The organism is Streptomyces sp. TAA486, assembly GCF_000426165.1.
On record NZ_AUEV01000012.1, the window covers coordinates 120,541 to 144,058 of the forward strand.

The 23,518-nt window shown below is 70.1% G+C and carries 26 protein-coding genes; 17 read left to right on the forward strand and 9 right to left on the reverse strand.

What is annotated here, in order from left to right:
• Window positions 1-38 precede the first annotated feature (38 nt).
• From I004_RS34345 to I004_RS34350, 5 genes are all read right to left on the reverse strand, one after another.
• The gene (locus I004_RS34345; protein WP_037976533.1) at window positions 39-1,337 is read right to left on the reverse strand and encodes an MFS transporter; all 1,299 of its coding nucleotides are present in this window, start codon (window positions 1,335-1,337) and stop codon (window positions 39-41) included.
• A complete protein-coding gene (locus I004_RS0116615; RefSeq protein ID WP_028436426.1) occupies window positions 1,334-1,948 on the reverse strand; it encodes a helix-turn-helix domain-containing protein in 615 nt (204 codons plus the stop codon). The genes I004_RS34345 and I004_RS0116615 overlap by 4 nt, the downstream gene beginning before the upstream one ends.
• Window positions 1,949-2,133: 185 nt before the next feature.
• Window positions 2,134-3,213 carry a sulfotransferase family protein gene (locus tag I004_RS0116620; RefSeq protein ID WP_486580048.1) on the reverse strand — a complete coding sequence of 360 codons (1,080 nt, stop codon included), beginning with the start codon at window positions 3,211-3,213 and terminating at the stop codon, window positions 2,134-2,136.
• A gap of 148 nt (window positions 3,214-3,361) precedes the next feature.
• Window positions 3,362-4,123, reverse strand: coding sequence for an IclR family transcriptional regulator (locus tag I004_RS0116625; protein WP_486580049.1), 762 nt, complete (start codon window positions 4,121-4,123; stop codon window positions 3,362-3,364).
• Window positions 4,124-4,158: 35 nt separating this feature from the next.
• Window positions 4,159-5,622: an MFS transporter gene (locus I004_RS34350; RefSeq protein WP_078511308.1), complete on the reverse strand. Its 1,464-nt coding sequence runs from the start codon at window positions 5,620-5,622 to the stop codon at window positions 4,159-4,161.
• A 218-nt stretch (window positions 5,623-5,840) separates the two neighbouring features.
• Here I004_RS34350 and I004_RS0116635 point away from each other — a divergent pair, with 218 nt between their 5' ends.
• Together I004_RS0116635 and I004_RS0116645 are read left to right on the forward strand one after the other, a co-directional pair.
• Complete coding sequence (locus tag I004_RS0116635) at window positions 5,841-6,788, forward strand: 2-hydroxyacid dehydrogenase (protein ID WP_028436429.1); 948 nt, start codon at window positions 5,841-5,843, stop codon at window positions 6,786-6,788.
• 610 nt (window positions 6,789-7,398) lie between these two features.
• Complete coding sequence (locus I004_RS0116645; RefSeq protein WP_028436431.1) at window positions 7,399-8,031, forward strand: class I SAM-dependent methyltransferase; 633 nt, start codon at window positions 7,399-7,401, stop codon at window positions 8,029-8,031.
• Window positions 8,032-8,092: 61 nt separating this feature from the next.
• Here the strand turns inward: I004_RS0116645 and I004_RS0116650 are convergent, their stop codons facing one another.
• Window positions 8,093-9,475, reverse strand: a complete 1,383-nt coding sequence (locus tag I004_RS0116650; protein WP_028436432.1) for a 6-phospho-beta-glucosidase — start codon at window positions 9,473-9,475, stop codon at window positions 8,093-8,095.
• Complete coding sequence (locus I004_RS0116655; RefSeq protein WP_028436433.1) at window positions 9,472-10,248, reverse strand: DeoR/GlpR family DNA-binding transcription regulator; 777 nt, start codon at window positions 10,246-10,248, stop codon at window positions 9,472-9,474. The genes I004_RS0116650 and I004_RS0116655 overlap by 4 nt, the downstream gene beginning before the upstream one ends.
• Before the next feature lie 207 nt (window positions 10,249-10,455).
• Between I004_RS0116655 and I004_RS0116660 the strand changes: the two genes are divergently transcribed.
• The 15 genes from I004_RS0116660 to I004_RS0116730 all read left to right on the forward strand — a co-directional run bounded on the left by I004_RS0116660 (window position 10,456) and on the right by I004_RS0116730 (window position 21,862).
• Window positions 10,456-11,565: a PfkB family carbohydrate kinase gene (locus tag I004_RS0116660; RefSeq protein ID WP_028436434.1), complete on the forward strand. Its 1,110-nt coding sequence runs from the start codon at window positions 10,456-10,458 to the stop codon at window positions 11,563-11,565.
• Between the two features lie 76 nt (window positions 11,566-11,641).
• Window positions 11,642-13,114: an extracellular solute-binding protein gene (locus I004_RS0116665; RefSeq protein ID WP_078511311.1), complete on the forward strand. Its 1,473-nt coding sequence runs from the start codon at window positions 11,642-11,644 to the stop codon at window positions 13,112-13,114.
• An 86-nt stretch (window positions 13,115-13,200) separates the two neighbouring features.
• Complete coding sequence (locus tag I004_RS0116670) at window positions 13,201-14,103, forward strand: carbohydrate ABC transporter permease (RefSeq protein ID WP_028436436.1); 903 nt, start codon at window positions 13,201-13,203, stop codon at window positions 14,101-14,103.
• Window positions 14,100-14,921 carry a carbohydrate ABC transporter permease gene (locus tag I004_RS0116675; RefSeq protein ID WP_028436437.1) on the forward strand — a complete coding sequence of 274 codons (822 nt, stop codon included), beginning with the start codon at window positions 14,100-14,102 and terminating at the stop codon, window positions 14,919-14,921. The genes I004_RS0116670 and I004_RS0116675 overlap by 4 nt, the downstream gene beginning before the upstream one ends.
• Window positions 14,922-15,222: 301 nt before the next feature.
• Entirely contained in the window at window positions 15,223-15,669 is a 447-nt protein-coding gene (locus tag I004_RS38215; protein WP_078511313.1) for a gas vesicle protein GvpO, read from the forward strand.
• 78 nt (window positions 15,670-15,747) lie between these two features.
• A complete protein-coding gene (locus tag I004_RS0116685; RefSeq protein ID WP_028436439.1) occupies window positions 15,748-16,191 on the forward strand; it encodes a gas vesicle protein GvpJ in 444 nt (147 codons plus the stop codon).
• 5 nt (window positions 16,192-16,196) lie between these two features.
• A complete protein-coding gene (locus I004_RS0116690) occupies window positions 16,197-16,910 on the forward strand; it encodes a GvpL/GvpF family gas vesicle protein (RefSeq protein ID WP_028436440.1) in 714 nt (237 codons plus the stop codon).
• Window positions 16,911-16,932: 22 nt separating this feature from the next.
• A complete protein-coding gene (locus I004_RS0116695; RefSeq protein WP_028436441.1) occupies window positions 16,933-17,190 on the forward strand; it encodes a gas vesicle protein GvpG in 258 nt (85 codons plus the stop codon).
• 55 nt (window positions 17,191-17,245) lie between these two features.
• Entirely contained in the window at window positions 17,246-17,902 is a 657-nt protein-coding gene (locus tag I004_RS34355) for a hypothetical protein (protein ID WP_158677044.1), read from the forward strand.
• On the forward strand, window positions 17,895-19,043 hold the full coding sequence (locus I004_RS34360; RefSeq protein ID WP_037976540.1) for an SRPBCC family protein: 1,149 nt from the start codon (window positions 17,895-17,897) through the stop codon (window positions 19,041-19,043). Before I004_RS34355 ends, I004_RS34360 begins: the two co-directional genes overlap by 8 nt.
• Window positions 19,044-19,112: 69 nt before the next feature.
• On the forward strand, window positions 19,113-19,586 hold the full coding sequence (locus I004_RS34365; RefSeq protein WP_078511358.1) for a gas vesicle protein: 474 nt from the start codon (window positions 19,113-19,115) through the stop codon (window positions 19,584-19,586).
• A gap of 8 nt (window positions 19,587-19,594) precedes the next feature.
• A complete protein-coding gene (locus I004_RS34370; protein WP_078511315.1) occupies window positions 19,595-20,500 on the forward strand; it encodes a GvpL/GvpF family gas vesicle protein in 906 nt (301 codons plus the stop codon).
• On the forward strand, window positions 20,490-20,759 hold the full coding sequence (locus I004_RS0116720; protein WP_078511317.1) for a gas vesicle protein: 270 nt from the start codon (window positions 20,490-20,492) through the stop codon (window positions 20,757-20,759). The genes I004_RS34370 and I004_RS0116720 overlap by 11 nt, the downstream gene beginning before the upstream one ends.
• Before the next feature lie 77 nt (window positions 20,760-20,836).
• Window positions 20,837-21,337, forward strand: a complete 501-nt coding sequence (locus I004_RS0116725; protein ID WP_078511360.1) for a gas vesicle protein K — start codon at window positions 20,837-20,839, stop codon at window positions 21,335-21,337.
• A gap of 63 nt (window positions 21,338-21,400) precedes the next feature.
• Window positions 21,401-21,862, forward strand: coding sequence for a hypothetical protein (locus tag I004_RS0116730; RefSeq protein ID WP_028436444.1), 462 nt, complete (start codon window positions 21,401-21,403; stop codon window positions 21,860-21,862).
• A 114-nt stretch (window positions 21,863-21,976) separates the two neighbouring features.
• Here I004_RS0116730 and I004_RS34375 read toward each other — a convergent pair whose 3' ends face one another.
• Window positions 21,977-22,750: a hypothetical protein gene (locus tag I004_RS34375; RefSeq protein ID WP_037976542.1), complete on the reverse strand. Its 774-nt coding sequence runs from the start codon at window positions 22,748-22,750 to the stop codon at window positions 21,977-21,979.
• Window positions 22,750-23,367 (reverse strand): sigma-70 family RNA polymerase sigma factor, encoded by a 618-nt coding sequence (locus I004_RS34380; protein WP_051345102.1) that lies wholly within the window; start codon window positions 23,365-23,367, stop codon window positions 22,750-22,752. The genes I004_RS34375 and I004_RS34380 overlap by 1 nt, the downstream gene beginning before the upstream one ends.
• Window positions 23,368-23,518: the final 151 nt, after the last annotated feature.

The following is a 23,518-nucleotide window of genomic DNA, read 5'->3' on the forward strand; positions in this document are numbered from 1 at the left end:
GCGCCCTCACCCAGCGTGCTGATTCCGTTGCAGTCAGCCTATGTCGGCGCATGGTCGTTGGGTCGTGGAATCTCCTCCTCTGTGGCATCCGTGGATGGGCGCTTCATCTGGCGCCATTCCGGGCGCAGGCCCGTCAGGTTCGTGGTGAGGAAGTACGCGACGCCGGCTGCGGCCAAGGCGGGGACGAGGCCCACGGAGGCCACCACTGCTCCCGCCGCGAGTCCGCCGAGCGGCATGCCCAGCCAGGCCATCGATGTGCCCAGGCCCGTTACGCGGCCCAGCAGTTGGCGCGGAATGCGTTCGTAGAGGATCGCTCCCAGAATGGGGTTGAGGAAGCCTGCGCCGAAACCGCTGACGATGAAGACGAGGACCACGGTCCACATCGGCACGTCGACCGCGAGGATCAGGAAGCGCGGTGCGCCGGCGAGTGTGAAGCCGGCGAAGAAGATGAGGCGGCGGTTGAGGCGGTGCGCCACGGCTGCCGCGGTGAGGCTGGCGGCGATGGCCGAGAGCCCCCAGGCGGTGCCGGTGAGTCCGATCGCGGCCGGGCCGTAGCCGGACTCCTTCGCCCAGACCGGTACGAGGACCGAGGAGAAGGCGGTGTCCAGCAGGTTGGTGACCGCGATCATCGCCGTGATGGTGAGCAGCAGCGGGTCGCTGCGCAGGAAGCGCAAGCCTTCGCCGAGGCGTCTCCAGTAACCCGGGCTGTCCGAACCGGGGCCTGGCGCTTCGGCGGTGCGGCCGACGCCGCGGGGAACGACCAGTGTGATGACGAGTGAACCCAGCGCGAAACACAGGGCGTTGGCCACCAGTGCGGCCATCGGTCCGAGGATCGCGACGAGCGATCCCCCCGCGGCCGGCCCGAGTGTGAACGCGAGGCGTTCCATGACGCCGCTGAGCCCCGTGGCCCGCTCCAGCGGTACGCTGCCGCGGTCCGCGGCCTCCGGAACCATGACCTGCTTTGCCAGATCGCCGGGAGCGCGCGCGGCGCCGATGATCGCCACGAGGAGCATCAGCAGCCAGAAGGAGAGCAGGTCCGCGGCGTGCAGAACGGGGATCGTCATGGCGGCCGCCGCACTCACCAGATCCGTGGACCAGGAGACGATCCGTGGGCCGCTGCGGTCCACCAGCGGCCCGATGAACGCCTTGACCAGTACGTACGGCCCCATTTCACAGAAGGCCACGAGGCCGGTCTGCGTCGCGCTGCCCGTGGTGACCAGGACGAACCAGGGCAGCGCGATGACCGAGATGCGGGTGCCGGTGAGCGCCAGGCCGGTCGCGGCGAGCACGCCGGCCAGCGGCCGCAGCGACCGTCCTCCGGAGGGGAGTTGACTCACGCCTGCCTCCCCGGGCCGTCCAGCTCGGGGAGGATCTGCGTGATCAGCATGACCCGTTCCGCGGCCTTCGGGGCGTCGGCTCCGGGCACGTCCCGCCGGTACCGGCCGATGACCGAGACCAACTCCTCGTACAGGGAACGGCTTTCCTCCGGGGTGAGGCGCAGTGCCCAGTCGCTCATGTCCGAGGCTTCGCGCCAGTCGCGGGGGAGTGTCTGGAACTCGTTGACCGCCCGCTGGGTGCGCAGGGTGTAGGCGGCGGCGACGGAGTGCAGGTAGGCGAGCGTTGCTTCCGGCTCACGCTCGGCCAGTTCCATGTCGTTGAACCGCGTCTTGCGGTGGACCGAACGCCACCATCGTTCCCGGGCATTGCCGCGCGCGGTGTCCTCCTCGACGAAGCCCGAGGCGCCCAGCTGGCGCAAGTGGTAGCTGGCGGTCCCGGAGTTGACGCCGAGCTGGTCGGCGAGGCGCGTCGCTGTCGACGGGCCGTTCTTGCGCAGCAGCCCGACGAGCTGGACGCGCACAGGGTGCGCCAGCGCGCGCAGCCCCTTCGCGTCCAGAACGACCGTGTCCTGCGAGGTCTCCTGCGGATCCTTCTTGTCGATGTCCCCCATGCCGTGAACTCTAGAAGACAAAGAGTTCTTCGCAAAGAGTTCTTCGCGAAGAACTCTTTGCAATCCAGGCGACGTGGGGACGATCAGGCGCCGAGGCAGAGCGCGAGCGTCATTCGTCCCCGGCCCCCGGCGAAGAACGCCGCGGGAACCGGGGACGACGGGCAGTGCCCATGAGGAGGGTTCGGTCAACTACGTTGCGGGACACCCTCGTCCGCGCCGACCACGCCCAACGCACGCTCCCCGCGTGCACAGTTGTCACGCAGCTCCGAGAGGACCCGCCCGGGCAGGCGAAGAGCCGAGCCGCGGCGGCCCGTACCGTCGAGGATCTCGTCGCCCTCCTCCAGCCACTCCGCGAAGGGCTGGACGCCGATGAAGTCGGCCAGCCGGGCCAGCTCCTGACGGGGTGAGTCGAGGAGACGTTCGTACGAGAGCGTCGTGACCTGCTCCCGCGGGACGGCGGCGAGGTACTCCATGCCCTCGCAGATCAGGTCCGACCACAGCGTGCCGAAGTCCGGCACCGGCATCTCGCGGTCGAGTACCAGCGCCGGGTCGTACTGCGGGCCGAGCAACGGGGCCAGGTCGTCGGGGAGTTGCTTGATGTGGTCGTCGGTCAGGTCCGAGGCCGACTCCACGCCCGAGCGGCGGATGATCTCACGGAGCAGGGAGATCATGCGGTAGCCGTTGTGGCGGCTCATGGACAGGGCGCAGTCGGGGCCGTCGCGGAAGAGGTGCACGAAGCGGGCCTCGGGGAAGAGCTCGTGAAGCAGATCGACGCGGTGCAGCGAGTATCCGGAGCGTTCAACGGCGGCCTCGCGCCCGCCGATCCGCGAGGCGAGCGCGCCGAAGAGGGCGTGCCACTGCTGCGGGGCGGGGCGCTCGGGCCAGGAGCGGACCTCGGGCTCCAGGGCGTCGAGGAGCGCGTCCGGGTCGTCGCTCAAATGTGGCAGCGGCATCATGCTGATCGCGGGGATGCCCGTGGTCTCGGCCGAGTAGCGCCACTCGGGGTGGCGGTTGTAGATGAACTCCGGGAGCGGGGTGCCACTGCGGACCATGGCGTCGAAGACCGGCATCGGTTCGCGCAGACATCGCCAGAACTCCGGTCCCGTCAAAGGCTGTTGGGACAGCGCCGGCGGGCCGTCGATGCAGGAGTAGAGCTCGCTGAGGCTGAGCACGTCGGGATGGAGCCGCAGCACCTGGGACAGCGCCGTCGAGCCGCTGCGCCCGGTGCCGACGACGAAGGTCAGGGTCTTGATGCCCGTGCGCACGGTGGTTTCCTCCCCCATGGCCCGGCCGCTCGCCAGGCCGTTCGGCTTTCCATCGCACCCAGTCCTACCCCTGCGCCCGGCGATCGACCCGGAGGACGGGACGGTCGGCGGAAGGTGTCACCCCAAAGAGATGTCGGCCAAAGATCTGTCACCCCATGAGAGAGGCGATCTCCTCCGCGCAGGCGCGCAACGCCGGTACGTGGCCGTGGAGTTCGTCCCAGGTCGTGAGCACGACCGTCGCACCGAGCGAGATCGCCAGACGGGGACGCAGCCCCCCGTTGAGGTCCGGTACGACGGTGGCGACGGAGCGGACGCCGACCTCGTTCTCCTCGTCGACCTCGGCCCAGCCCCGCTCCCGTACGCGCGCGACCTCGTCACGCAGCACCGCCGGGTCGGTGACGGTGCGCGCGGTGGGGGAGGGCAGGTCGGCAGCGAGGAGTGCTGCCAGCTCCTCATCGGGGAGCGCCGAGGCGAGCGCCTGGCCCATGGACGTGGCGTGCCACGGGTTGCGCGTGCCCTCGGCGCTGCGCAGCTGGAGATGCTGCGTGCCCTGCGCGCTCAGCACGATGAGCACCTCGCTGCCGTCGAGGATCCCCGCGATCGCGGGAAGTCCCGTGCGGGCGGCGAGGCGCCGCATCGGTGCGGCCGCGGCCGAATAGCCGGCGGGGGAGCGCTGGAAACCCCGCGAGAACTCCAGGACGCGCACGCCCAGGGCGTAGCGGCGGGTGTCCTCGTCGTAGGCGACGAAGCGTTCGGCGGCCAGCCGCCCCAGCAGCCGGTGCGCGCTGCTGACGGGAAGCCCGGCGGTGCGCGCCGCCGCACTGACGCCGAGCCCCGACGGGTTGTCGGCCAGTACGGTCATCAGCCGCAGACCCCGGCTGAGCATGTCGTCGCCGGGCGGTGCGGTCACCGTCGGTGCTCCCTCGAAGATCGTGCGCGGCAAGGTCAGTCGCGTCCGCCACTGCTCGATGCCCTGCCGGCGGTCGTGTGCGGATCCCCGCTCACCGTACAGGTATCACCCGGGGTGACCCGCGGTTCCCGGACTCCGAACATCAGCGCCGCGGAGATCATCGTGCACACCGCCATGAAACCGAAGGCACCTGCGTCACCGAGCGCGGTGCCGCGCACCCAGCCCACGAGATACGTGCCCGCGAACGACCCGAGCGCACCGAAGGAGTTGACGGCGGCGACGGCCGCGCCCGCGACTCCGGCGGGCGCCAGCTCGGAGACGAACGCGAAGTACGGGCCGTAGGGCGCGTACATGCACAGGCCCGCCACGGTGAGCAGCGTCAGTGCGAGCGGGAAGTTCGAACCTGCGAAGTAGGAGCCGAGCAGCGCCAGCGCCCCGGTGCCCAGCCACGGCCACACGGCGATGCGGCGGCGTCCGTTGCGGTCGGACAGGCGGGAGTTGAGCATCATCGCCACGACGGCGAACGCGTAGGGGATGGCCGAGATCAGGCCGGTCGCGCCGATGCCTTCGCCCGAGGCCTGCTTCACGATCGACGGCAGCCAGAAGATGAAGCCGTACATGCCGAACGACCAGAAGAAGTACTGGGCGGCGAGCACGACCACGGCGCGGGAACGCAGCACCTTCTTGTAGTCCGCCGCGGTGGCGCGCGGCGCGTCGGCGGTGGTGGCATGAGCGCCGGGGTCCGACCCGGCGGCGGGTGAGTCGGGCGTGCCCGCGCTCACCTCGGTGGCCGTCACGGCCGAGCCCGGCGCCTCGGCTGCGGCCCGCTGCTCGTCCGCGAGGTCCTTGCGCAGCTGGTCGTGCTCCGCCTCGGGCAGCCACTTGGCCTCGGCCGGGCGGTCCTTGATGAAGCGGATGCACAGCACGCCCCAGATGATCGAGGGCACGCCCTCGACGATGAACATCATCCGCCAGTCGGAGACCTCGATGAGCCATCCGGAGAGCACGGACAGCCACATCACGGTGATCGGATTGCCCAGAATCAGCAGGGAGTTGGCGCGGCCGCGCTCACGCTTGGTGAACCAACGGCTCAGCAGCACCACCAGCGCGGGCAGGACCGCACCCTCGACGACGCCGAGCGCGAAGCGCACCGGGATCAGCTGGCCCGGGCTGCTGAGCAGCCCCTGTGCCGTCGCCAGCACGCCCCACGCGATCGTCGAACCGGCGACCATCCGCCGCACGCTGCGCTGCTCGGCGTAGATCGTCCCCGGGATCTGGAAGAAGAAGTAGCCGAGGAAGAACGAGGCCGCGATGAGGGAGTCGGTCCCGGCCGAGAGGTTCAGCTCATCGGCCATGCCGCCCGCCGAGGCGATCGCGTAGTTGGACCTGTCGAGGTAGGCGAGCGAGTACGTGATGAACGCGATCGGCATCAGATACCGGGCGCGGGTGGATGACCAGAAGCCGCCGCTGGCGGTGCGGGAGGAAGACGCTGCCGTCATTCCCGAACACCCCTTTTTCCGTCGGGTGGAAAGTGTTTCACTGAGCGGGAAGGACGTTACGAGTGTGTGCGGGCCGGGTCAATGGCCATGACGAGTCCGGGCCCGCAGGCCGCCGGACTTCCGGGAGGCCCGCCGGTCCGCCGGTCCGCGGGTCCGGCTCCGTCGGTCCGTTCGTTCCGCCCGTCATCCGCCGCCGCGACGAGGAGAGGCACACGCCGATGCCCGAGACCACCGATCCCGCAGTCCACGTGCTCCTGCCCTGGAACGGCCTCGACGAGCGCCACGGGCCGTGGCCCTCGAACGTCTGCGTGCACGTATGGGACGGACGCACGCCCGAGGACGAACTGCCCACGGACGCATTGGAGTCGACGGAGCTGTGGGTGATGCCGTACGCGGTGCCGGGCGCCGAGCGGCTGCTCCCGCGGCTCCCCGCCGTGCGGGCCGTGCAGTCCCTCAGCGCCGGCGTCGAGAAGCTGCTGCCGGTGATGCCCGAGGGCGCGAAGCTGTACAACGGCCGGGGTCTGCACGACGCCAGCACCGCCGAACACGCGCTCGGCCTGATCCTCGCCGCGCAGCGCGACCTTCCGCGCTGGGTCGCGGACCAGCAGGCCGGGCGCTGGGAACCGCACTTCACACGCTCGCTCGCCGGGTCGCGCGTCGCCGTCATCGGCTACGGATCGATCGGGGAGGCGCTGGAGCGACGGCTGCTGGCGTGTGAGGCGGAGGTCGTGCGCGTGGCCCGGCGGTCCAGGCCCGAGGAGGACGTGCACCCGGTGACCGCCCTGCCGGAACTGCTGCCGGAGGTGGACATCGCGGTGCTCGTGCTGCCCGAAACCCCTGCCACGGCAGGCATGTTCGGGGCCGACGAACTCGCCGCGCTGCCCGACGGAGCGCTCGTCGTCAACGTGGGACGCGGCCGCACGCTGGAGACCGGTGCGCTGCTCGAAGAGGTCCGGAATGGACGGCTGCGCGCCGCCCTCGACGTCACCGACCCCGAGCCACTGCCGGGCGACCATCCGCTGCGGGGCCGGCCCGGGGTGCTGATCACGCCGCACGTGGCGGGCGGCTCCGCCACGTTCCGGCCGCGCGCCGAGCGCCTCGTGGTGGAGCAGGTCCGCCGCTATGCCGCGGGGGAACCCCTCGTCAATGCCTTCCCGCGCTCCTGAACAGCGTCCTTGAACCGGTTCCCCGATCCGCACGGCACCGGAACCGGGCCAGGACGCGGAAGCGGCCGACCGGCTCCGTCCTGCCGTGCGGTCAAAGGGCCCCGGCGGGCGGCTTGTCGGATCCCCGTGATCCCGGTGGCCTCGGTGAGCCCTTCAGCCCGGGGCACCATCCCGAACGGGTCACGCTCGTCCGGCTGCCCGGACCGGGCGGGGGAAGGTGACCGTGGAGCACCCACCCGTCCTCGCTCCGTGCCCAGTGGAGGACCTCTTCCTCCCACGGGCGGTTGAGCAGATTGATCCGTTCCCAGATTTCGATCTGCTCCGCGTTGAAAGCGCGGAATCTTCGCCAGAGATCCTTGAGCACCATGGAAATCACCACCGGCCGAGATCTTCGGAGGTATTCGCTGCCGGGCGTGCGCGCGAGGCCGCTTCTGTGCATCAAAGTTACGGCCACGGCGGCACCCGGTCCACGTTTCCGCCGCCCTTCGCCTGCGGTCGGGTGAAAGAGCCCGCTTCACCGGATTCACCGGCGATCCGCGGCCGGGTCCCCGGAACCGGGAGTGCACGCCGGAGGGAAGGGGACTCCCCCTCCCCGTGACACCATCGGGCGGTGCCCTTCGACCACAATGATCACTACCACCGGCTGCTGTCACGTCACGTTCCGAGAAGCGGCGGTACGGCGTTGGACGTGGGCTGCGGAACGGGCCGGTTCGCACGGCGGCTCGCCCGGCTGGGGATGGATGTCGACGCGATCGACCCCTCCGAGAAGGTGATCGCGCAGGCCCGTGGGCTGTGCCCGCCGGCCGAGGCCGTAGGCAGCCCGCGCTTCCGGCAGTCGGACATCATGGCTCTCGAACTGCCCCGCGGACACTACGACTTCATCTCTTGCCTCGCCAGCATCCACCACGTGCCGTTCGGCACGGTCTCCGCGCTGCGGGACGCGCTGGCACCCGGCGGTGTCCTGGTCATCCTCGGCTGCTACCGGGAAGAGACATGGCTCGACCATCTCTGGAGCCTGGCCGCCGTTCCCGTCAACGCCGTTGCCAGGCTGGCGGTTTGGGCAGGGGACAGGCTGCGTTCCGCCTCCGCGCCCGCAGGCCGGGCCCGGATGAAGCCCCCGGTGAAGCAGCCTGGGATGCCCCTGTCCCAGGTCCGGTCGGAATCGGCCGTCCTGCTGACCGGTTGCCGCATCCGCAGGCTGCTCTTCTGGCGCTATCTGCTCGTCTTCCGCAACGACCGCTGAACGGCGGCGAGTTCGGACGGCGCCCGATCCCGCTCTGCTTCTCCGGACGGGCCGTGCCGGGTCAGAAGCCGCCCGCCGTGTCGAGGATGCGCTCTGCGACCCGTACCGAGTCCACCAGCGGATGCAGCGCCAGCGCCCGCAGCGCCGCAGCACGTGAGCCGCTTTCCGCCGCCTCGATTGCCGAGCGTTCCACCGCCTTGAGCTGGAGCATCAGGCCCAGTTGATCCGGCGCGACGGGCCCCGCCGAGAGGGGCCGTGCGCCCCCTGCGTCGACCAGGCACGGCACCTCCACGACCGCCTCCGCGTCCAGGCCCGGAACGGCCGTGCGGTTGGGCACGTTGAGGATCAGCGTGGTGCGCTCGTTGCGGGAGACCGCACGCATCAGGGCGAGAGCGACACGGTCGTAGCCGCCGCCCTCGAGGTCGCAGCTGTCACGCTCCCAACCGCCGGTCGCCTCACGGCTCTCGGCCATGTAGGTCTCCTCGCGCTCCCGGCGCGTACGGTCCCAGGCCTCGTACGCCTCGGCCGGCCCGGCGGCACGCCCCAGGCGTGACTCCTCGTAGAAGCGGGACTGCTGCTCGCGCAGGAACTCCCCGCGGGTGGCCTGCGAACCACGGATCGAGGCGACGGCCTCGCGGTTGAAGTAGTAGTAGTGCAGGTATTCGTTGGGCAGCGCGCCCAGGGCCTGCAGCCAGCCGGCCCCGAAGAGCTTCCCCTCCTCGAAGGACTCCAGCAGTGCCTCGTCCGCGAGGAGTCCGGGCAGCCGGTCCTTCCCGTCCACGACGACGCGGCGCAGCCAGCCGAGGTGGTTGAGACCCACATAGTCGTAGTCCGCGCGGTCGGGGTCCGCTCCCAGGGCGCGGGCCGCCCGGCGGCACAGGCCGACCGGCGAGTCGCAGATGCCGATCACCCGCTCGCCCAGGCCCCGTTGGCGGAAGACACCAGCCATGGCCTCGGTGACCATGCCGGCGGGGTTCGTGAAGTTGATGACCCAGGCGTCGGGGGCGAGTTCGGCGACGCGTTCGGCGATGCGCACCGCGACGGGCAGCGTTCGCAGCCCGTACAGGACACCGCCGGCGCCCACCGTCTCCTGCCCCAGCACCCCCTCGGCGAGCGGCGTGCGTTCGTCGAGGGTGCGTCCCTCCAGACCGCCGACGCGGATGGCGGAGAAGACGAAGTCGGCGCCGCGCAGGGCCTCGTCGAGGTCCGTGGTGGCACGCACGGCGGGCGCAGGGTCCCGTCCGCCCGCGCCCCGCCCCGGCTGCTGCCGAGCCTGGTCCGCTTGGTGGGAGAGGACAGCCGTGATCGCGCCCAGACGGTCCGAGTCGGTGTCGTGGAGCACGAGTTCGGTGATGCGTCCCGCGTCGTCGCCCTCGTCCTCCAGCAGCGCCCGGTGCACCAGCGGTACCCGGAACCCGCCGCCGCCCAGCACCGTCAGCCTCATCGGCCTTCCACCTCCGCCTCCATGGCCGTCTCCACCTTCACCCCGGCCTCGCGGAAGACGGCGAGGGTGCCGGGGTCCGACGCCTGACTGGTGATCAGCACGTCGATGTCCTGCGGCCCGCAGACGCGGGCGCTCCCCGTACCGGGGAACTTGCGCGCGGCCGCGAGCAGCACCACGTGCCGTGCCGAGGCCAACATGGCCTGCTTGACGGGCACTTCGACGTCGGTGGTGTCCAGCACGCGTCCGTCGGGCAGCACTCCGCTGGTGCCGAGGAAGAGCCGGTCGGCGTAGAGATGACTCAGGCTCGACTCGGTCAAGTGCCCCACCAGGGAACGGTAGTTGCGGCGCACCTGGCCGCCGAGGAGCACGAGTGCGACCTCGGTGTCGTCCTTCAGCTCCTCGTAGACCGCGAGGTTGCTGGTCGCCACGGTGATGTTCCGGCCGCGGAGCCTGCGCGCGAGCTGAAGCGTCGTGGTGCCGATGTCGAGCAGTACCACCTCTCCGTCCTCGACCATGGCGGCGGCGCTGCGGGCGATGGCGTCCTTGTCGGCGCGGTCGTCGCCCTCCTCCTCCGCGAAGGGACGCTCGACGGGACCCCGCGCCACGGCACCGCCGTACACCCGCGTCAGCCGGCCCGCGTTCGCCAGGTCGTTCAGGTCGCGGCGCGCGGTGGCCTCGCTGACGCCGAGGCGCTGTGCGATCTGCCCGACAGGCAGTACACCCTCCTCGCGGAGCAGCTTCAGCAGCCGCTCATGACGGGTCTCGCGCAACATGCAGGCAATGTAGCGTGCGTGAGCGTCTTTGCGCGAGTGTGACCGGGGTCTTGCACTCATCGCCGCTGACGTGCAAGGTATCGCTCAAAGAATCGAGCGATCCTCCGGCTGTGCCCGGCCATCGACGACCGTGCCCTGCAGAGCACGACGCCGCCGGCGCACCGGAGGACGGGGCCTTCACAGGCCGCAGAAGGGGCGGGAAGAGCAGTGAGCACGACGGGGAGCGCGCAGCCGGCGCCGACTTCGGCGGCCCTGGACCCGCTGTCGGCCCTGCGCGACGACGGCGGCCCGGAGCAGGACGTGTTCCTCACCGGCACCGTCTTCCTCGACATCATCTTCACCGGGCTCGACCACGCTCCCGTACGCGGCACCGAGTCCTGGGCGCGCGGCATGGGTTCGTCACCCGGCGGCGTCGCCAACATGGCCACCGCCCTGCGCCGCCTCGGTCTGCGTACCTCTCTCGCAGCCGCCTTCGGGGACGACGTGTACGGCGACTACTGCTGGGAATCGCTGGCCGACAGCGAAGGCATCGACCTCGGACCGTCCCATCGCGCCAAGGGCTGGCACTCGCCCGTCACGGTCTCCATGGCCTACGAGGGCGAGCGGACGATGGTCTCCCACGGGCACGAGGCCCCCGCCCCGTGCGTGCGGTCGGCCGGACGCCCGGGCTCCCGCGCCTGCTTCACCGACCTGGCCCCCGGCCGGCTGGAGAGCTGGGTGCGCGAGGCCCACGACGAAGGCAGCAAGATCTTCGCCGACGTCGGCTGGGACGACACCGGAGCCTGGGACCCGGACACCCTGGCCGACCTCTCCTACTGCCACGCCTTCCTGCCCAACGCCGCCGAGGCGCAGCATTACACGCGCACCGAAAGCCCCGAGGAAGCGGTGCGGGCGCTGGCGGAACTCGTACCGATCGCCGTCGTCACCAAGGGCTCCGGCGGGGCCGTCGCCGTCGACTCGCTGACCGGTGAGAGCGCCGACCTTCCCGCACTGCCCGTCGAGGCGCTGGACCCGACCGGCGCGGGTGACGTCTTCGTCGCCGGCTTCATCACCGGCACGCTCGCCGGCTGGCCTCTCACCGACCGGCTCGCCTTCGCCAACCTCACCGCAGCACTGTCCGTGCAGCACTTCGGCGGTTCGCTGTCCGCGCCCGGCTGGCCCGAGGTCGCCGCCTGGTGGCAGTACGCGACCCGCTGCGGCGGACAGAGCGAGGACGTGATGCGGCGGTACGCCTTCCTGTCCGACCTGCTGCCCGGGGCCAACCGGGGCTCGGCGCTGCGCCGTGCCACGCCCACCATCGGATTCCGTGCGACCTGAGCGGTGCCGTGGCACGGACGCGGCCCGCCCCGCCCGTGCCACGGCAACCGCGGCAGGGCGCCGAGAGGAGATTCCCATGCGCGCTGAGCGACCGACAGGTGCGGGACCGGTGCGCCAACGCCCGCTCCGCCAAAGCCCGTTCAGCGGCACGGGACGGATTCGGCGGCGTACGGCAGCGCTCGTGCTGGCCGTCGGCGGTGCGCTGCTGGCCGCGGCCTGCGTCCCGGGAACCGACGGCTCGGGGGCGGCGGGGGCGGGAGCGCCCGGCTCGGCCGCGACCTCCAAGCCCGACCCCTCCAAGGCGGGCAAGGCCACGCTGACCGTCTGGGACCAAGAGGTACGCGGCGGACAGAACGACGAACTGGAGCGGCTCAACGCCGAGTTCGAGAAGAAGTACCCGCACATCCGCATCAAGCGCACCGCCCGCAGCTTCTCCGACCTCAAGACGACGCTGAAGCTGGCCATTTCGGGGAACAAGCCCCCGGACGTCATCCAGGCCAACCAGGGCTACTCCGACATGGTGGCCTTCGTGAAGGCCGGGCTGCTCACCCCGCTCGACAACTATGCGGGTATCTACGCCTGGAACACCCGCTACCCGTCGACGCTGCTCAACCTCAACCGGGTCTCCGTCGACGGCCGCGACTTCGGCACCGGGCGCCTCTACGGCATCTCCCAGACGGGCGAGTACATCGGCGTCTACTACAACAAGGACGTCCTGGAGAAGGCGGGCGTGAAGCCCCCGAAGACCTGGGGCGAGCTGACGGACGCGCTGCCCCGGATCAAGGACGAGGATGAACTGCCCGTCCAGTTCGGCAACTTGGACAAGTACCCGGCCATCCATACCTTCGGCGTGCTGCAGAACCAGGCCGGTGGCGCGCAGGAGACCCGCGAGAGTGTCTTCGGCCGCGGCAAGGGCTTCGACAACGGACCGACCAAGGAAGCCGCCCGCACCCTCGCCGACTGGAAGAAGAGCGGCTACGTGCCCAAGGGTGCCAACGGCACCGGATACGACGACGCCGCGAAGAAGTTCGCCGGCGGCGAGGGAGCCTTCCTCATCACCGGCACCTGGCAGCTGCCGGATCTGAAGAAGACCATGGGCGACAGTCTTGGTTTCATGCCGCCGCCGCCAGCGAAGAAGGACGCCGCACCCGTCACCACCGGTGGTCAGGGCCTGGCGTGGTCCGTGACGTCCAAGTCCCGCCACCCCGAAGTCGCCGCCGCCTACCTGGACTTCATCACCAGCCGGCACGCGGCGGACGTGATGACCGAGGAGGGCGTGTTGCCCGCCCTGCCCGGCAAGGCCGCCCGCGACATCCCCGAGGGCAGCGCCGACGCGCAGATGGTGGAGGGCTGGGAGCGACTCAACGCCGACGACGGGCTCGTGCCCTACCTCGACTACACGACGCCCGACTTCTACGACTCGCTCTCCGCGGACCTCCAGGGCGTCATCGACGGATCGGTCTCCCCGGAGGAGCTGTCGTCGAAGATGCAGCGCTCCTACACGGACTTCCAGGACACGAAGCGCGCCGAAGGGAAGGCGAAGCAGTGAGCTCCGCCCCCGCGGCGCCGGCCGCCGAACCCCGGGACGAGGCTCCCCGGCCTCCGGCAACGGACACCGGCTCCCGAGGCCGTCTGCTGCGTGACGCCGCGGGCCGCTACCGCCGCCGGGCGCCCGGGCAGCCCCGTGCGGTCGGCTACCTCTACGTGCTTCCGGCCCTCGTCCTGTACGGCGTCTTCCTGTTGTTCCCTCTCGGGCAGACGGTGTGGCTCTCGCTGCTGCACTGGGACGGACTGACCGTCGCCACCTGGGCCGGGACGGACAACTACCAGGCCCTGCTGACGGATCCGTCGCTGCGAGGCCCCTTCTTGCACGCCCTCGCCCTGCTGTTCTTCTACGCCGCTCTGCCCGTCGCGCTGGGACTGCTGCTGGCCTCCGCGCTCTCCCGCTTCCGGGTGCGCGGGATGACGTTCTTCCGCACGGTGTTCTTTCTGCCGCAGGTCCTGGCGATGGTCGTCGTCGGCGTCACCTGGCGCTCCATCCTCGGCCCGGACGGGCTGCTCAACGACTCGCTCCGCGCGGTCGGTCTCGGCTCTCTCGCGCGCTCCTGGCTCGGCGATTACACGTGGGCACTGCCGGCGGTCGGCACGATCGGCACATGGGTGGAGACGGGGCTGTGCGTCGTGCTCTTCCTGGCGGGCATTCAGCGGATCCCGCGGGAGCTGTACGAGGCAGCCCGCATGGACGGAGCCGGCCCCCTGCGGGAGTTCTTCGCCGTCACCCTCCCCGCGCTGCGTGCCGAGACCGCCGTCGCGCTGACGCTGACCATCGTCGCCGGGCTGCGCAACTTCGACCTGATCTACATCACGACGGGCGGCGGCCCGGGCAACGCCACCTCCGTGCCCGCGTACGAGGTGTACCACCGCGCGTTCGAGACGAACGAGGTCGGATCCGCGGCCGCGATGGGCGTCGGACTGACCGTGCTGATCTTCGTGCTGACGGTCTCCGTCGCACGGCTCGTAGAAGGACGGAACCGATGACCGGCCGCCTGGAACGCAGCGCCACCTACGGCATCCTCGCCCTGTTCGCCGTCATCAGCCTCACGCCCGTGATCGGCATTCTCTCCACGGCGTTCGGCCGCCCCTCCTCGCAGGCGGCGGGCTTCTCGCTGCCGGACGGCCTCAACTGGTCCAATTTCGCCGAGGCATGGACCCGCGGGCACTTCGGCTCGTATCTGACGAACTCGGTGCTGGTCGCGGTCGTGGTCGTCACGGCCACCGCCGTGCTGGCCGTGCTCGCCGCCTACGCCTTCGGCGTGATGCACTTCCCCGGCTCGAGCGTGCTCTTCTACCTCTTCGTCATCGGGCTGACGCTGCCCCAGGAAGCACTCGTCGTGCCCCTGTACTTCGATCTTCGGTACTGGCAACTCACCGACACCTACTGGGCGTTGATCCTGCCGCAGACCGCACAGTCACTCGCCTTCGGCGTCTTCTGGATGCGCACGTACTTCCGCAACAGTCCGCGTTCGGTCATCGAGGCCGCCCGGATCGACGGTGCGTCCAGCTGGACGACCCTGTGGCGCGTACTCGTTCCGATGGGACGTCCGGCGCTGTCCACGATGGTCGTCATCGTCTTCATGTGGACGTGGAACGAATTCCTGATGGCACTGGTCATGGTCAGCGACGAGGCGCACCGCACGGTCCCGCTCGGACTGGCCTTCTTCCAGGGGCAGCACAGCTCCGACACGGCGCTGCTGGCGGCCGCCTCGGTGCTCATCGCCCTGCCGGTCGTCGTGGTGTACGTGGTGCTGCAGCGCCGATTCATCGAAGGCATGCTCACCGGCGCCGTCAAGGAGTAGACGGCCGCGGTCAAGGAGCCCGTCAGAGGCCCCGCGCGTATGGGCGCCGGGACCTCCTTTCCGTGTGCCAAGTCACAGTTCCTCGCTGGCCGCCGTGCGTGTGACCGTGTCCGCGTTCGCAACGAATTGAGCCACCATCTCCCGGCTCTCACAAAGCAGTTGCGGTCCCAAATGTGATCGGCACGTAAAGCCCGACGCATAGCTCTTCACAGTCGGGGCACCCAACACACCCTCCGCAGGTTCGAGCGGTGAGACCTGGAACACAGGACTGCAACCCGGCCTCAGGGAAAGGGGTGAGAACATGGCGATATCAGGTGATAAAGAGAGCAAAGAGAACAAAACGCAGCATGCGAGTCGACGACAGCCAAGTCGGCAGCAGGCGAACGCAGATCAGAAGCAGGAGCGGAGCAGCAGCGCCGACCGGAGCGAGCGGCCGAGCAGCAACGCCGAGCAGAAGCAGGGGCGTAGCGGCAGCGGCCAGAACGGACGGGTTCCGATAGCGGAGGCCATGCGTCTCGCGGCCGGGCAGCTCGCCGAACTACTTCAGTGCGAGCCCGCTTCCGTCTCTTCGGTCAAGGCCACGGACGAAGGCTGGAGGGCCGACGTCGAGGTGGTCGAGGTGGAACGCATCCCCGAGACCACCAGCGTGATGGGCTCCTACCGCGTCGAGCTGGACGGCCAGGGAAATCTGCTCGGTTACGAGCGCACCCGCCGCTACGCGCGCGGTCAGATCGATCAGCGGAAGTGACCCCGGCGCGATCCGAGGCAACTGATTGCGGAACGGCGGTCTCCCCCTGCAATGCCATCCCGAAAGGATGATTTGAACGTGACGGTAGTCCCGCAGACGACCAACTCTCAGCCGAGCACCGGTGCCGGCGGTGGGAATCTCTACGACATCCTCGAACTGATCCTGGACCGAGGTCTGGTCATCGATGCGTTCGTGCGGGTCTCCCTCGTCGGCATCGAGATACTCAAGATCGATGTCCGTGTCGTCGTCGCCAGCGTGGACACCTACCTGCGCTTCGCCGAGGCCTGCAACAGGCTGGACCTCGAGGCCGGGCGCAAGGCTCCCACCCAGCTCACCGAGATCGTGGGCGACGCGACCGAGAGCGGCGCGAAGGGCAAGTCCAAGGGTGCGCTGACCGGTGCCGTCGAGGCCTTCAGCGAGTCGTTCCAGAGGGGACGCGACGGCGACGAGGAAGAGCGTGAGCCGAAGAAGGCGACCGCCTCGTCCGGCAGCCGTCGCACCCCCCGTCGCAAGGAGGACTGAAGCAAGTGTCCACCTACATCTACGCGATCACGGCGGCCGACCATCCGCAGAACCTCCACGGACTGAGCGGCGTCGGGTCTCCGGCAGGCTCGCTGCGCACGGTCAAGGCGCAGTCCCTGAGCGCCGTCGTCAGCGACGCTCCCGGAGACCTGCGTGCCAAGCGCCGTGATCTCGCCGCGCACCAGGCCGTCCTGGAGCAGCTGATGGCGGACGGTGCGACGCTGCCGATGCGCTTCGGTCTCGTCGGCCCCGACGACGGAGCCGTCGAGACGGTGCTGGAGGAGAATCAGGAGAGTTACGCCGAGCGGCTCTCGGAGCTCGACGGCTGCGTGGAGTACAACCTCAAGGCGGCCCGCGAGGAGGACGACCTGCTGCGCGAGATCGTCACCGGATCCGAGGAGATCCAGCGTCTGCGTGAGGTCACCGGGGAGCACCCTGAGGCCCAGGACGAGAAGATGCGGCTGGGCGAGCTGGTCGCGGGCGAGGTCCAGGCCCGTCACGAGGCCGAGGGCAGGGACCTGCTGGAGCGGTTGTCCGGTGGCGCCCAGCGCCACGCGGTCGCCGAGCCCACCGAGTCGCACTTCCTCAACGCCTCGTTCCTGGTGCGGCGGGAGGACACGGCCGCCTTCGCGCAGGCCGTGCACGAGGAGGCCGAGCGCAGGGGCGATGCCTACTCCCTCGATCTCCACGGCCCCCTGCCCCCGTACAGCTTCGTCTGACACGTGACCGGAGGGCCTGAGCATGGGCCTCATCACACAACTGCTGACCCTGCCGCTCGCGCCTGTGCGCGGAGCGCTGTGGGTCATGGATCAAGTCGTACTTACCGCCGAGCAGCAGTACTACGACCCGGAACCCGTGCGACGGCAGCTCGCCGAGCTGGAGCAGGACCTGCTCGACGGCCGCATCACGGAGGAGGAGTTCGACCGGGTCGAGGACGAGCTCCTGGACGAGCTCGAGTGGCGTCAGGCCTGGCAGCGACAACATCAGGAGCGCTCATGACTGCTCCGAGACCCCCGTCGGGACCGACGCGGAGACGGAAGGTGACCGGAAGATGATGAACAACAGCAAGATAGGACTGGCGCTCGTGGGGGGTTACCTCCTTGGGCGCACCAGGAAGGCCAAGATGGCCATCGGCCTGGGCATGTTCCTGGCCGGCAAGAAGCTCGACATCAACCCGCAGCAGCTGGTCAAGATGGTGGCGAACTCGCCCGTCGTCGGCCGGCTGAGCGACCAGGTCCGCAAGGATCTGGTCGACAACACGAAGTCCGCACTGACCTCGGCGGTCACCCAGCGGGCCGGCAGCATCGCCGACACCCTCCACGAGCGCACGCTCGACATCAACGATCCTTCGCGGAGCGCGAAGCGGTCCGAGGATGCCGAGAGCGCCGAGGACGGCGAAGAGCGCGCCGAAGACAGCCGCGACGAGCGCGAGGAACGCGACGAGCGGCCCAGGGCACGCAAGGCCGCGGCCGCGAGCGGCAGGACCGCGAAGACCGCGAGGACCGCGAGGACCGCCAAGTCCGCCGGGAGCTCCGCTTCGGCCAACGGCAAGGCAGCGTCCGCGCGCCGCAGCGCCGGCTCGGGAGGCGGTGCCCGCAACACGGCCTCCTCCGGCACGCGCAAGGCCACCGGCGGTGCGCGCAAGACCGCCGCGAAGACCGCATCGGGTGGCGCGCGGAAGGTGACCAACCGAGGAGGCGGCAATGGCTGACTCTGCTCTGAGCAAGTTCAAGGACGATCTGGCGAACGACCCCGCCACGGACCGCCTCAAGCAGGAACTGCAGTCCTACTTGCAGGCACGCGCCGTGAAGGCCGTGTCGGGGCTGGGCAGCAAGCTGGGCGAGGGCGTCGGCAAGCTGGCCGACCCCGGCGCCGGACCGGGCGCCCTCATGGGCAGCCTCGCCAAGGGCGGCCAGGCGCTGAGCGAGGGCAAGTCCCCCGCGCAGGCCGCCATGACGGCGGGCACCTCGCATCTGAAGGACATGGTCAAGGACAAGGTCAAGGGTTTGTTCGGCAAGGGCAAGGGCAAGAGCGGCGGCGGCAAGTCCAAGAGCGTGACGATCGTCGAGGACATCGACGTGGGCGTGCCGGTTCGCGAGGCGTACGACCAGTGGACGCAGTTCCAGGAGTTCAGCAGCTTCGCCAAGGGTGTCGTCAGCGTCGAGAAGTCCGACGACACCAGCAGCAACTGGAAGGTGAAGGTCGCCAAGTCCACGCGGAGCCTCAAGGCCAACGTCACGGAGCAGATCGCTGACGAGCGCATCACCTGGACGACCGACGGCGCCAAGGGCACTGTCAAGGGTGTCGTGACCTTCCACAAGATCACCGACAACCTGACCCGTGTGCTGCTGGTCCTGGAGTACTTCCCGGGCGGTTTCTTCGAGAAGACCGGCAACATCTGGCGGGCACAGGGCCGCCGCGCACGGCTGGACCTGAAGCTGTACCGCAAGTTCATCATGATGCGGGGCGAGGCCACCGACGGCTGGCGCGGTGAGATCCGGGACGGCGAGGTCGTCGTCGAGCACGACGACGCCGTCGAGGAGGAAGAGCGCGCCGAGGAGGAGTCGCAGAATTCCGATGACCCCGAGGCCCAGGCCGAGGGCGAGTACGACGACGAGGACCGTCCCTCCGACGAGATGGACGAGGACGAAGAAGCCGAGGACGAGTACGACGAGGACGACGAGCCCGAGGGCGAGTACGAGGGCGGGTACGAGGAAGAGGAAGACGCGGAGGTGGACCCCGAGGGCGAGTACGAGGAGGAGCTCGAGCCCGAGGAGGAATACGAGGAGGAAGAGGCGGAAGACGCCGAGGAAGACGAGCGTGGCCGCCGAACCGTCTCCGCCGGCCGCTGACTGCCCGAAGCAACACCCCGACTGAGCAGGCAAGGCTGATTCCACGTGTCCGATTCACTGGCCGGCCGTATGGGACCGACCCCCAGCAGGGCGGTCCCGTACGGCCAGCAAGGGTCCTCCTCCGCCAACCTGGCGGACATCCTCGAGCGGGTGCTCGACAAAGGCGTCGTCATCGCCGGCGACATCCAGATCAACCTGCTCGACATCGAGCTGCTGACGATCAAGCTGCGGCTGCTCGTGGTCTCCGTCGACAAGGCGAAGGAGATGGGGATCGACTGGTGGGAGAACGACCCGTCGCTCTCCTCCAGGGCCGCCGGGCGGTCGCAGCAGTCCGATGCCGCCCTCAACGGCGGTGAGAACCACAGGACCCTGGCGGAGGAGAACGACCGGCTGCGCCAGGAGATCGAACGGCTGCGCTCGACCGCGGAACTCCCTGCCGGTGAGGGGACCGGCGAGAGCGGGTCCGCGGCCAAGCGGACCGGCCAGAAGGGGACCGCCGCGGGGCAGAGCGGCGGCGACGGCACGCGCAAGCGCGGAAGGTGACCGGACAGATGCCGATTCCTGAAGGAGAGCCCGCAGCGCCGCAGCACGAACAGGACGGCGAACCGGCCCCGGTCCGCTACGTCTTCGCGGTCGGGCGGAGCGGCGAACAGCTCGGGTCCGCGGCCGAAGGGCTCTCCGGTCCGTCCGGTTCGCCGGTGCGCACCGTGGACGCGGGGGAGCTGAGCGCGCTCGTCTCGGATGTTCCGGCGGGTCTCTACGACGAGGCCGGGCTGAAGGCCCAACTGGAGGACATGGAGCGGCTGGAAGCGATGGCACGCTCCCACCACGCGGTGGTCGCCACGGCGTACGAGCACACCACGGTGCTGCCCATGCGTCTGGCGACGGTGTATCTCGACGACGGACGGGTCGCGGAGATGCTGGCAGGGCGGGAAGGCGAGTTCGCCGCCCTTCTCTCCCAGCTGGAGGGCCATGTCGAGTGGGGCGTGAAGGTCTACGCCGACCCCCGCGAGGCAGTGTCCGGCGCCTCGACGTCTTCCGACTCCGGTACGGCGTCGACGTCGCCCGGCAGCCCCGGGCGCGCATACCTCCAGCAGCGCAGGCAGCAGCGCAGCACACACCGCGACACCTACCGGGCCGCCGGCGCGGTCAACGAACGCGTGAGGGCGCTCGCGGACGGCATCGCCACGGCCAAGGTCGCGCACCGCCCGCAGCAGGGCGAACTGACCTCCGGACCGGGCGAGAACATCGCCAACGACGCCTATCTGGTTCCCGTGGCGCGCAGCGACGACTTCAGAGCCGCGATCGGCGGTGTCGCCGAGGACGTCGCCGAGGACGTCCCGGGTGTCCGTGTCGTGCTGACGGGGCCGTGGGCGCCGTACTCGTTCGCGACGCCGCCCTCAACGGCCGCAACACAGCAGCCTCAGCACGCGGGAACCGCCGACGATGGAACCTGAACTGCCCGGCAGCGGCTTCGCCGACGCCGTCGCGGCGGGCACCCGCTCGGCCTCGGACGGCTTCGCGGACGGCATCGCCGAGGAGAACGGGCTGGCCGGCCGTCAGGTCGCCCTCATCGACCTGTTGGACCGGCTGCTGTCGGGCGGCGCCGTGCTGACCGGTGACCTCGTGCTGTCCATCGCGGACGTCGACCTGGTGCGCATCAACCTGCGTGCCGTCATCCACTCGGTCACCCCCGACGACCCGGCGCCGTGGTGAGCGCGGCCGTGCCGGGCGCCGGTGAGGGACCGCACGGACCGGCGGACCGGGTCGACAGGACGGACGGACAGCCAGGCATGACGAGCGAGCCCGGGCCCCCGAGCGGCCCCCAGCACCAACCCCGAGGCACGCCGGAGCACGAGGCCGAACGCGGGCCTGCGCGGCCGGAGTCCGGCCAGCTCCCGGAGGGGCTGCCTGGCGGCGTCAACCTGGACGACGTGGCGCGCTCGGCGGCCCGCGCCTTCGAGTTGCTGCCCGCCGGACCGGACGAACACAGCTCCCGTGGCGACGGCAGGCTGGCCCAGCGGCTGCGCACGGACCCGGACTCGGTCGAGCGTGACCTGATGAAACTCGTGCTGACGATCGTGGAGTTGCTGCGTCAGCTGATGGAACGCACGGCCCTGAACCGGGTCGACCAGGGCGACCTGAGCGAGGACCAGGAGGAGCGGATCGGCATGACGCTGATGATCCTCCATGAGCGCATGACCGAACTGTGCGAGCGCTACGGGCTGACGATGGAGGACCTCAACCTCGATCTGGGACCGCTCGGTTCGCTCCTGCCGCGCCAGGACGGATAGCCGGCGCGCGCTTCGGCGGAGGCGGCGTTCGCCCTGTCAGGCCGCACACAGTACCCATACCGAATGTTTCAAGCCGCCACGCACGGCAACCCGGTGGCCATGACTGAGAACGGCAAGACCTCAAGCAACGCAGGAAAGGCCGCAGCCAGCACCAAGAAGCCCGCCGCCGCAGGGGAGAAGGCGGACCGCGGCATCACCAAGGCCGCGGAGAAGACAAGTTCGGCCACCCACTCGGTGGGGAACGCCGTCGAGGGCGGCGGCCGTAGCTTCGGCGATGCCACCAGGCGTGCCGGCCATGTCGCGAGCAGGAGTGCCGAGGCGGGGCGCCAGAAGCTGGTCTCCGCATCCAGCACCGCCGCGACAGCGGCGTCCGCGACGTGGACCGTGGTGAAGAACCGCAAGGCTGTCGCGGCCGGTGTCGGCACCGGGGCGATCACGGCAGTCGCCGCGTCCTTCGCGGCCGGCCGCTACTCGGCCAAGCGCAGGACGGGCCCGTTCACGCGGCTCACCGGCGGACGGCTGTAGAACTCGCCGTGCGGCTGAGAATCAGCTCACCCGGCAGGCGCCTGGCAGGGCAGGCGGGCGCCTGCCGGGTGCGCCGGACTCACCGGCAGCACGGCCGGGCCCGACCGGGCACTCTCAGGTAGCGGTCAGGTGTCCCGCCAAGTCCCCTGCGGGCTGGGGGATTTCACCGAAATCCTCGTCGTCGTCCAGCACTGGAAGCCGGTGGATGACGGCTTCCAGTGCGTTCGGCAGTCGGGGATGTCCGCCTTCGTGGCAGACGCTCAGCAGCCCGTGCCGCACCCCGTCCGGCAGGAGGGGACGCGCGGACGGCCGCTGCGGTGCACTCGGCTCCGGCGCCTCCGCCGTGCGGCCGCGCTGCTCGAGCCGCGCCGACTGGGCGCGCCAGTACCCGGCGTCGCGGAACTCCCCTTGCCGCCGGTGGTGCAGGCACAGACAGAAGGCGGCGGTCCTGGAACCGCCGCCGGCGGCGAACTGCCACCAGAATTGGGCCGCTTCGCGGTAGCGCGCCAGATGCAGCAGACACGCGAACACCAGCGCACCCTCCGGTGCGATGGACTCGTGGTCGTCGACCAGACGCGTCAAACTGGCCGCGGCCTCCGGGGCGTTGATCACCAGGCTCACCGCCAGGTCCAGGTCGTGGGCGGCCTGTTCGCACTCCGTCGGGTAATGACGCGCACGCACAGCTGCCGGGTCCGCGGTCGCCGCGGCAGCCTCCGTGGCAGCGCCAAAAGCCGCGGGAGCCGGTGATTCACCGGCTCCCGTTCCCGCGACGCCCGCGAGCACCCGCTCGCGCACCGCGGCCACATCGTCCTCGTCGTAGTCGTCGGCGAGCACTTCCGCGCCGCTCAACAGCGCGTCGATGGTGCGGTGTTCGTACCTCCCCCGCATCAGCCTTCCCCCGTGCCGGGCCCCGGTGCCGTGCGCAGCTCCCGGGCGAGCCTCCGTTTCGCATAGCGTATGTGGGAGCGCACCGTGGCTGTCTCGAAACCGAGATAGCCGGCCACTTCTTCCTCCGAGCAGCCGAGGACGTACCGCAGCACGACCACGTCGTACTGCCGCTCCGGGAGCCTCCCGATTGCCGCGTACAGCCCGATCTCGCCTTCCAGCACCGCGAATTCGTCCCGCAGTTCGTGCAGCAGCGCCTTGCGCACCGCCGTGTGGAAGGCCGCGGTCTCGGCGAGCTGCGGCCGCAGCCCGCGCTCGCCGAGCCAGTGTGCGACGTGCTCCTTGAGCACCGTCCAGGCGTACTCGGTGAGCGACTGCTGGCGCAGCGCGTGTTCCCAATGGGCGAGCAGATGACGGCACGCGTCTTCCACGATGCGCTCCGCCGCCTCGCGGCTGCCGGCCTGCGTATGCGCGTAACGCAGCCAGAGCCGGTGGTGGGAGGCGTCGAACGCGTCGAAGGAGAGCATCAGCCGCCGGCGGTCGCCACCGTATTGTGCCTCGTCCGTCGCTGCCGTCGCCCGTGCGGCGGGACCGCGGGGCCGGTCGGCCTCGGCCGTCATGGAGGAGCCCCCCAGGGGAGAACGTCGGTCGGAGAACGTCTGTCAGAAGGCGCGAACAGCCGGAAACGCGCGTGTCCGCGAAAGTCCGGCCAAAATACTACACAGAGTGAAAGCGTGGCTACCGCGTCCGTGCGCAGGTGCTGCTTTCACG

Bases quoted from the DNA above. Each gene is read 5' to 3' on its own strand.
- I004_RS0116615 (WP_028436426.1), bottom strand. From the start codon at position 1,948: ATGGGGGACATCGACAAGAAGGATCCGCAGGAGACCTCGCAGGACACG.
- I004_RS34350 (WP_078511308.1), bottom strand. From the start codon at position 5,622: ATGACGGCAGCGTCTTCCTCCCGCACCGCCAGCGGCGGCTTCTGGTCA.
- I004_RS0116635 (WP_028436429.1), top strand. From the start codon at position 5,841: ATGCCCGAGACCACCGATCCCGCAGTCCACGTGCTCCTGCCCTGGAAC.
- I004_RS0116650 (WP_028436432.1), bottom strand. From the start codon at position 9,475: ATGAGGCTGACGGTGCTGGGCGGCGGCGGGTTCCGGGTACCGCTGGTG.
- I004_RS0116655 (WP_028436433.1), bottom strand. From the start codon at position 10,248: ATGTTGCGCGAGACCCGTCATGAGCGGCTGCTGAAGCTGCTCCGCGAG.
- I004_RS0116665 (WP_078511311.1), top strand. From the start codon at position 11,642: ATGCGCGCTGAGCGACCGACAGGTGCGGGACCGGTGCGCCAACGCCCG.
- I004_RS0116675 (WP_028436437.1), top strand. From the start codon at position 14,100: ATGACCGGCCGCCTGGAACGCAGCGCCACCTACGGCATCCTCGCCCTG.
- I004_RS38215 (WP_078511313.1), top strand. From the start codon at position 15,223: ATGGCGATATCAGGTGATAAAGAGAGCAAAGAGAACAAAACGCAGCAT.
- I004_RS0116695 (WP_028436441.1), top strand. From the start codon at position 16,933: ATGGGCCTCATCACACAACTGCTGACCCTGCCGCTCGCGCCTGTGCGC.
- I004_RS34355 (WP_158677044.1), top strand. From the start codon at position 17,246: ATGAACAACAGCAAGATAGGACTGGCGCTCGTGGGGGGTTACCTCCTT.
- I004_RS34360 (WP_037976540.1), top strand. From the start codon at position 17,895: ATGGCTGACTCTGCTCTGAGCAAGTTCAAGGACGATCTGGCGAACGAC.
- I004_RS34365 (WP_078511358.1), top strand. From the start codon at position 19,113: ATGGGACCGACCCCCAGCAGGGCGGTCCCGTACGGCCAGCAAGGGTCC.
- I004_RS34370 (WP_078511315.1), top strand. From the start codon at position 19,595: ATGCCGATTCCTGAAGGAGAGCCCGCAGCGCCGCAGCACGAACAGGAC.
- I004_RS0116720 (WP_078511317.1), top strand. From the start codon at position 20,490: ATGGAACCTGAACTGCCCGGCAGCGGCTTCGCCGACGCCGTCGCGGCG.
- I004_RS0116725 (WP_078511360.1), top strand. From the start codon at position 20,837: ATGACGAGCGAGCCCGGGCCCCCGAGCGGCCCCCAGCACCAACCCCGA.
- I004_RS0116730 (WP_028436444.1), top strand. From the start codon at position 21,401: ATGTTTCAAGCCGCCACGCACGGCAACCCGGTGGCCATGACTGAGAAC.
- I004_RS34375 (WP_037976542.1), bottom strand. From the start codon at position 22,750: ATGCGGGGGAGGTACGAACACCGCACCATCGACGCGCTGTTGAGCGGC.
- I004_RS34380 (WP_051345102.1), bottom strand. From the start codon at position 23,367: ATGACGGCCGAGGCCGACCGGCCCCGCGGTCCCGCCGCACGGGCGACG.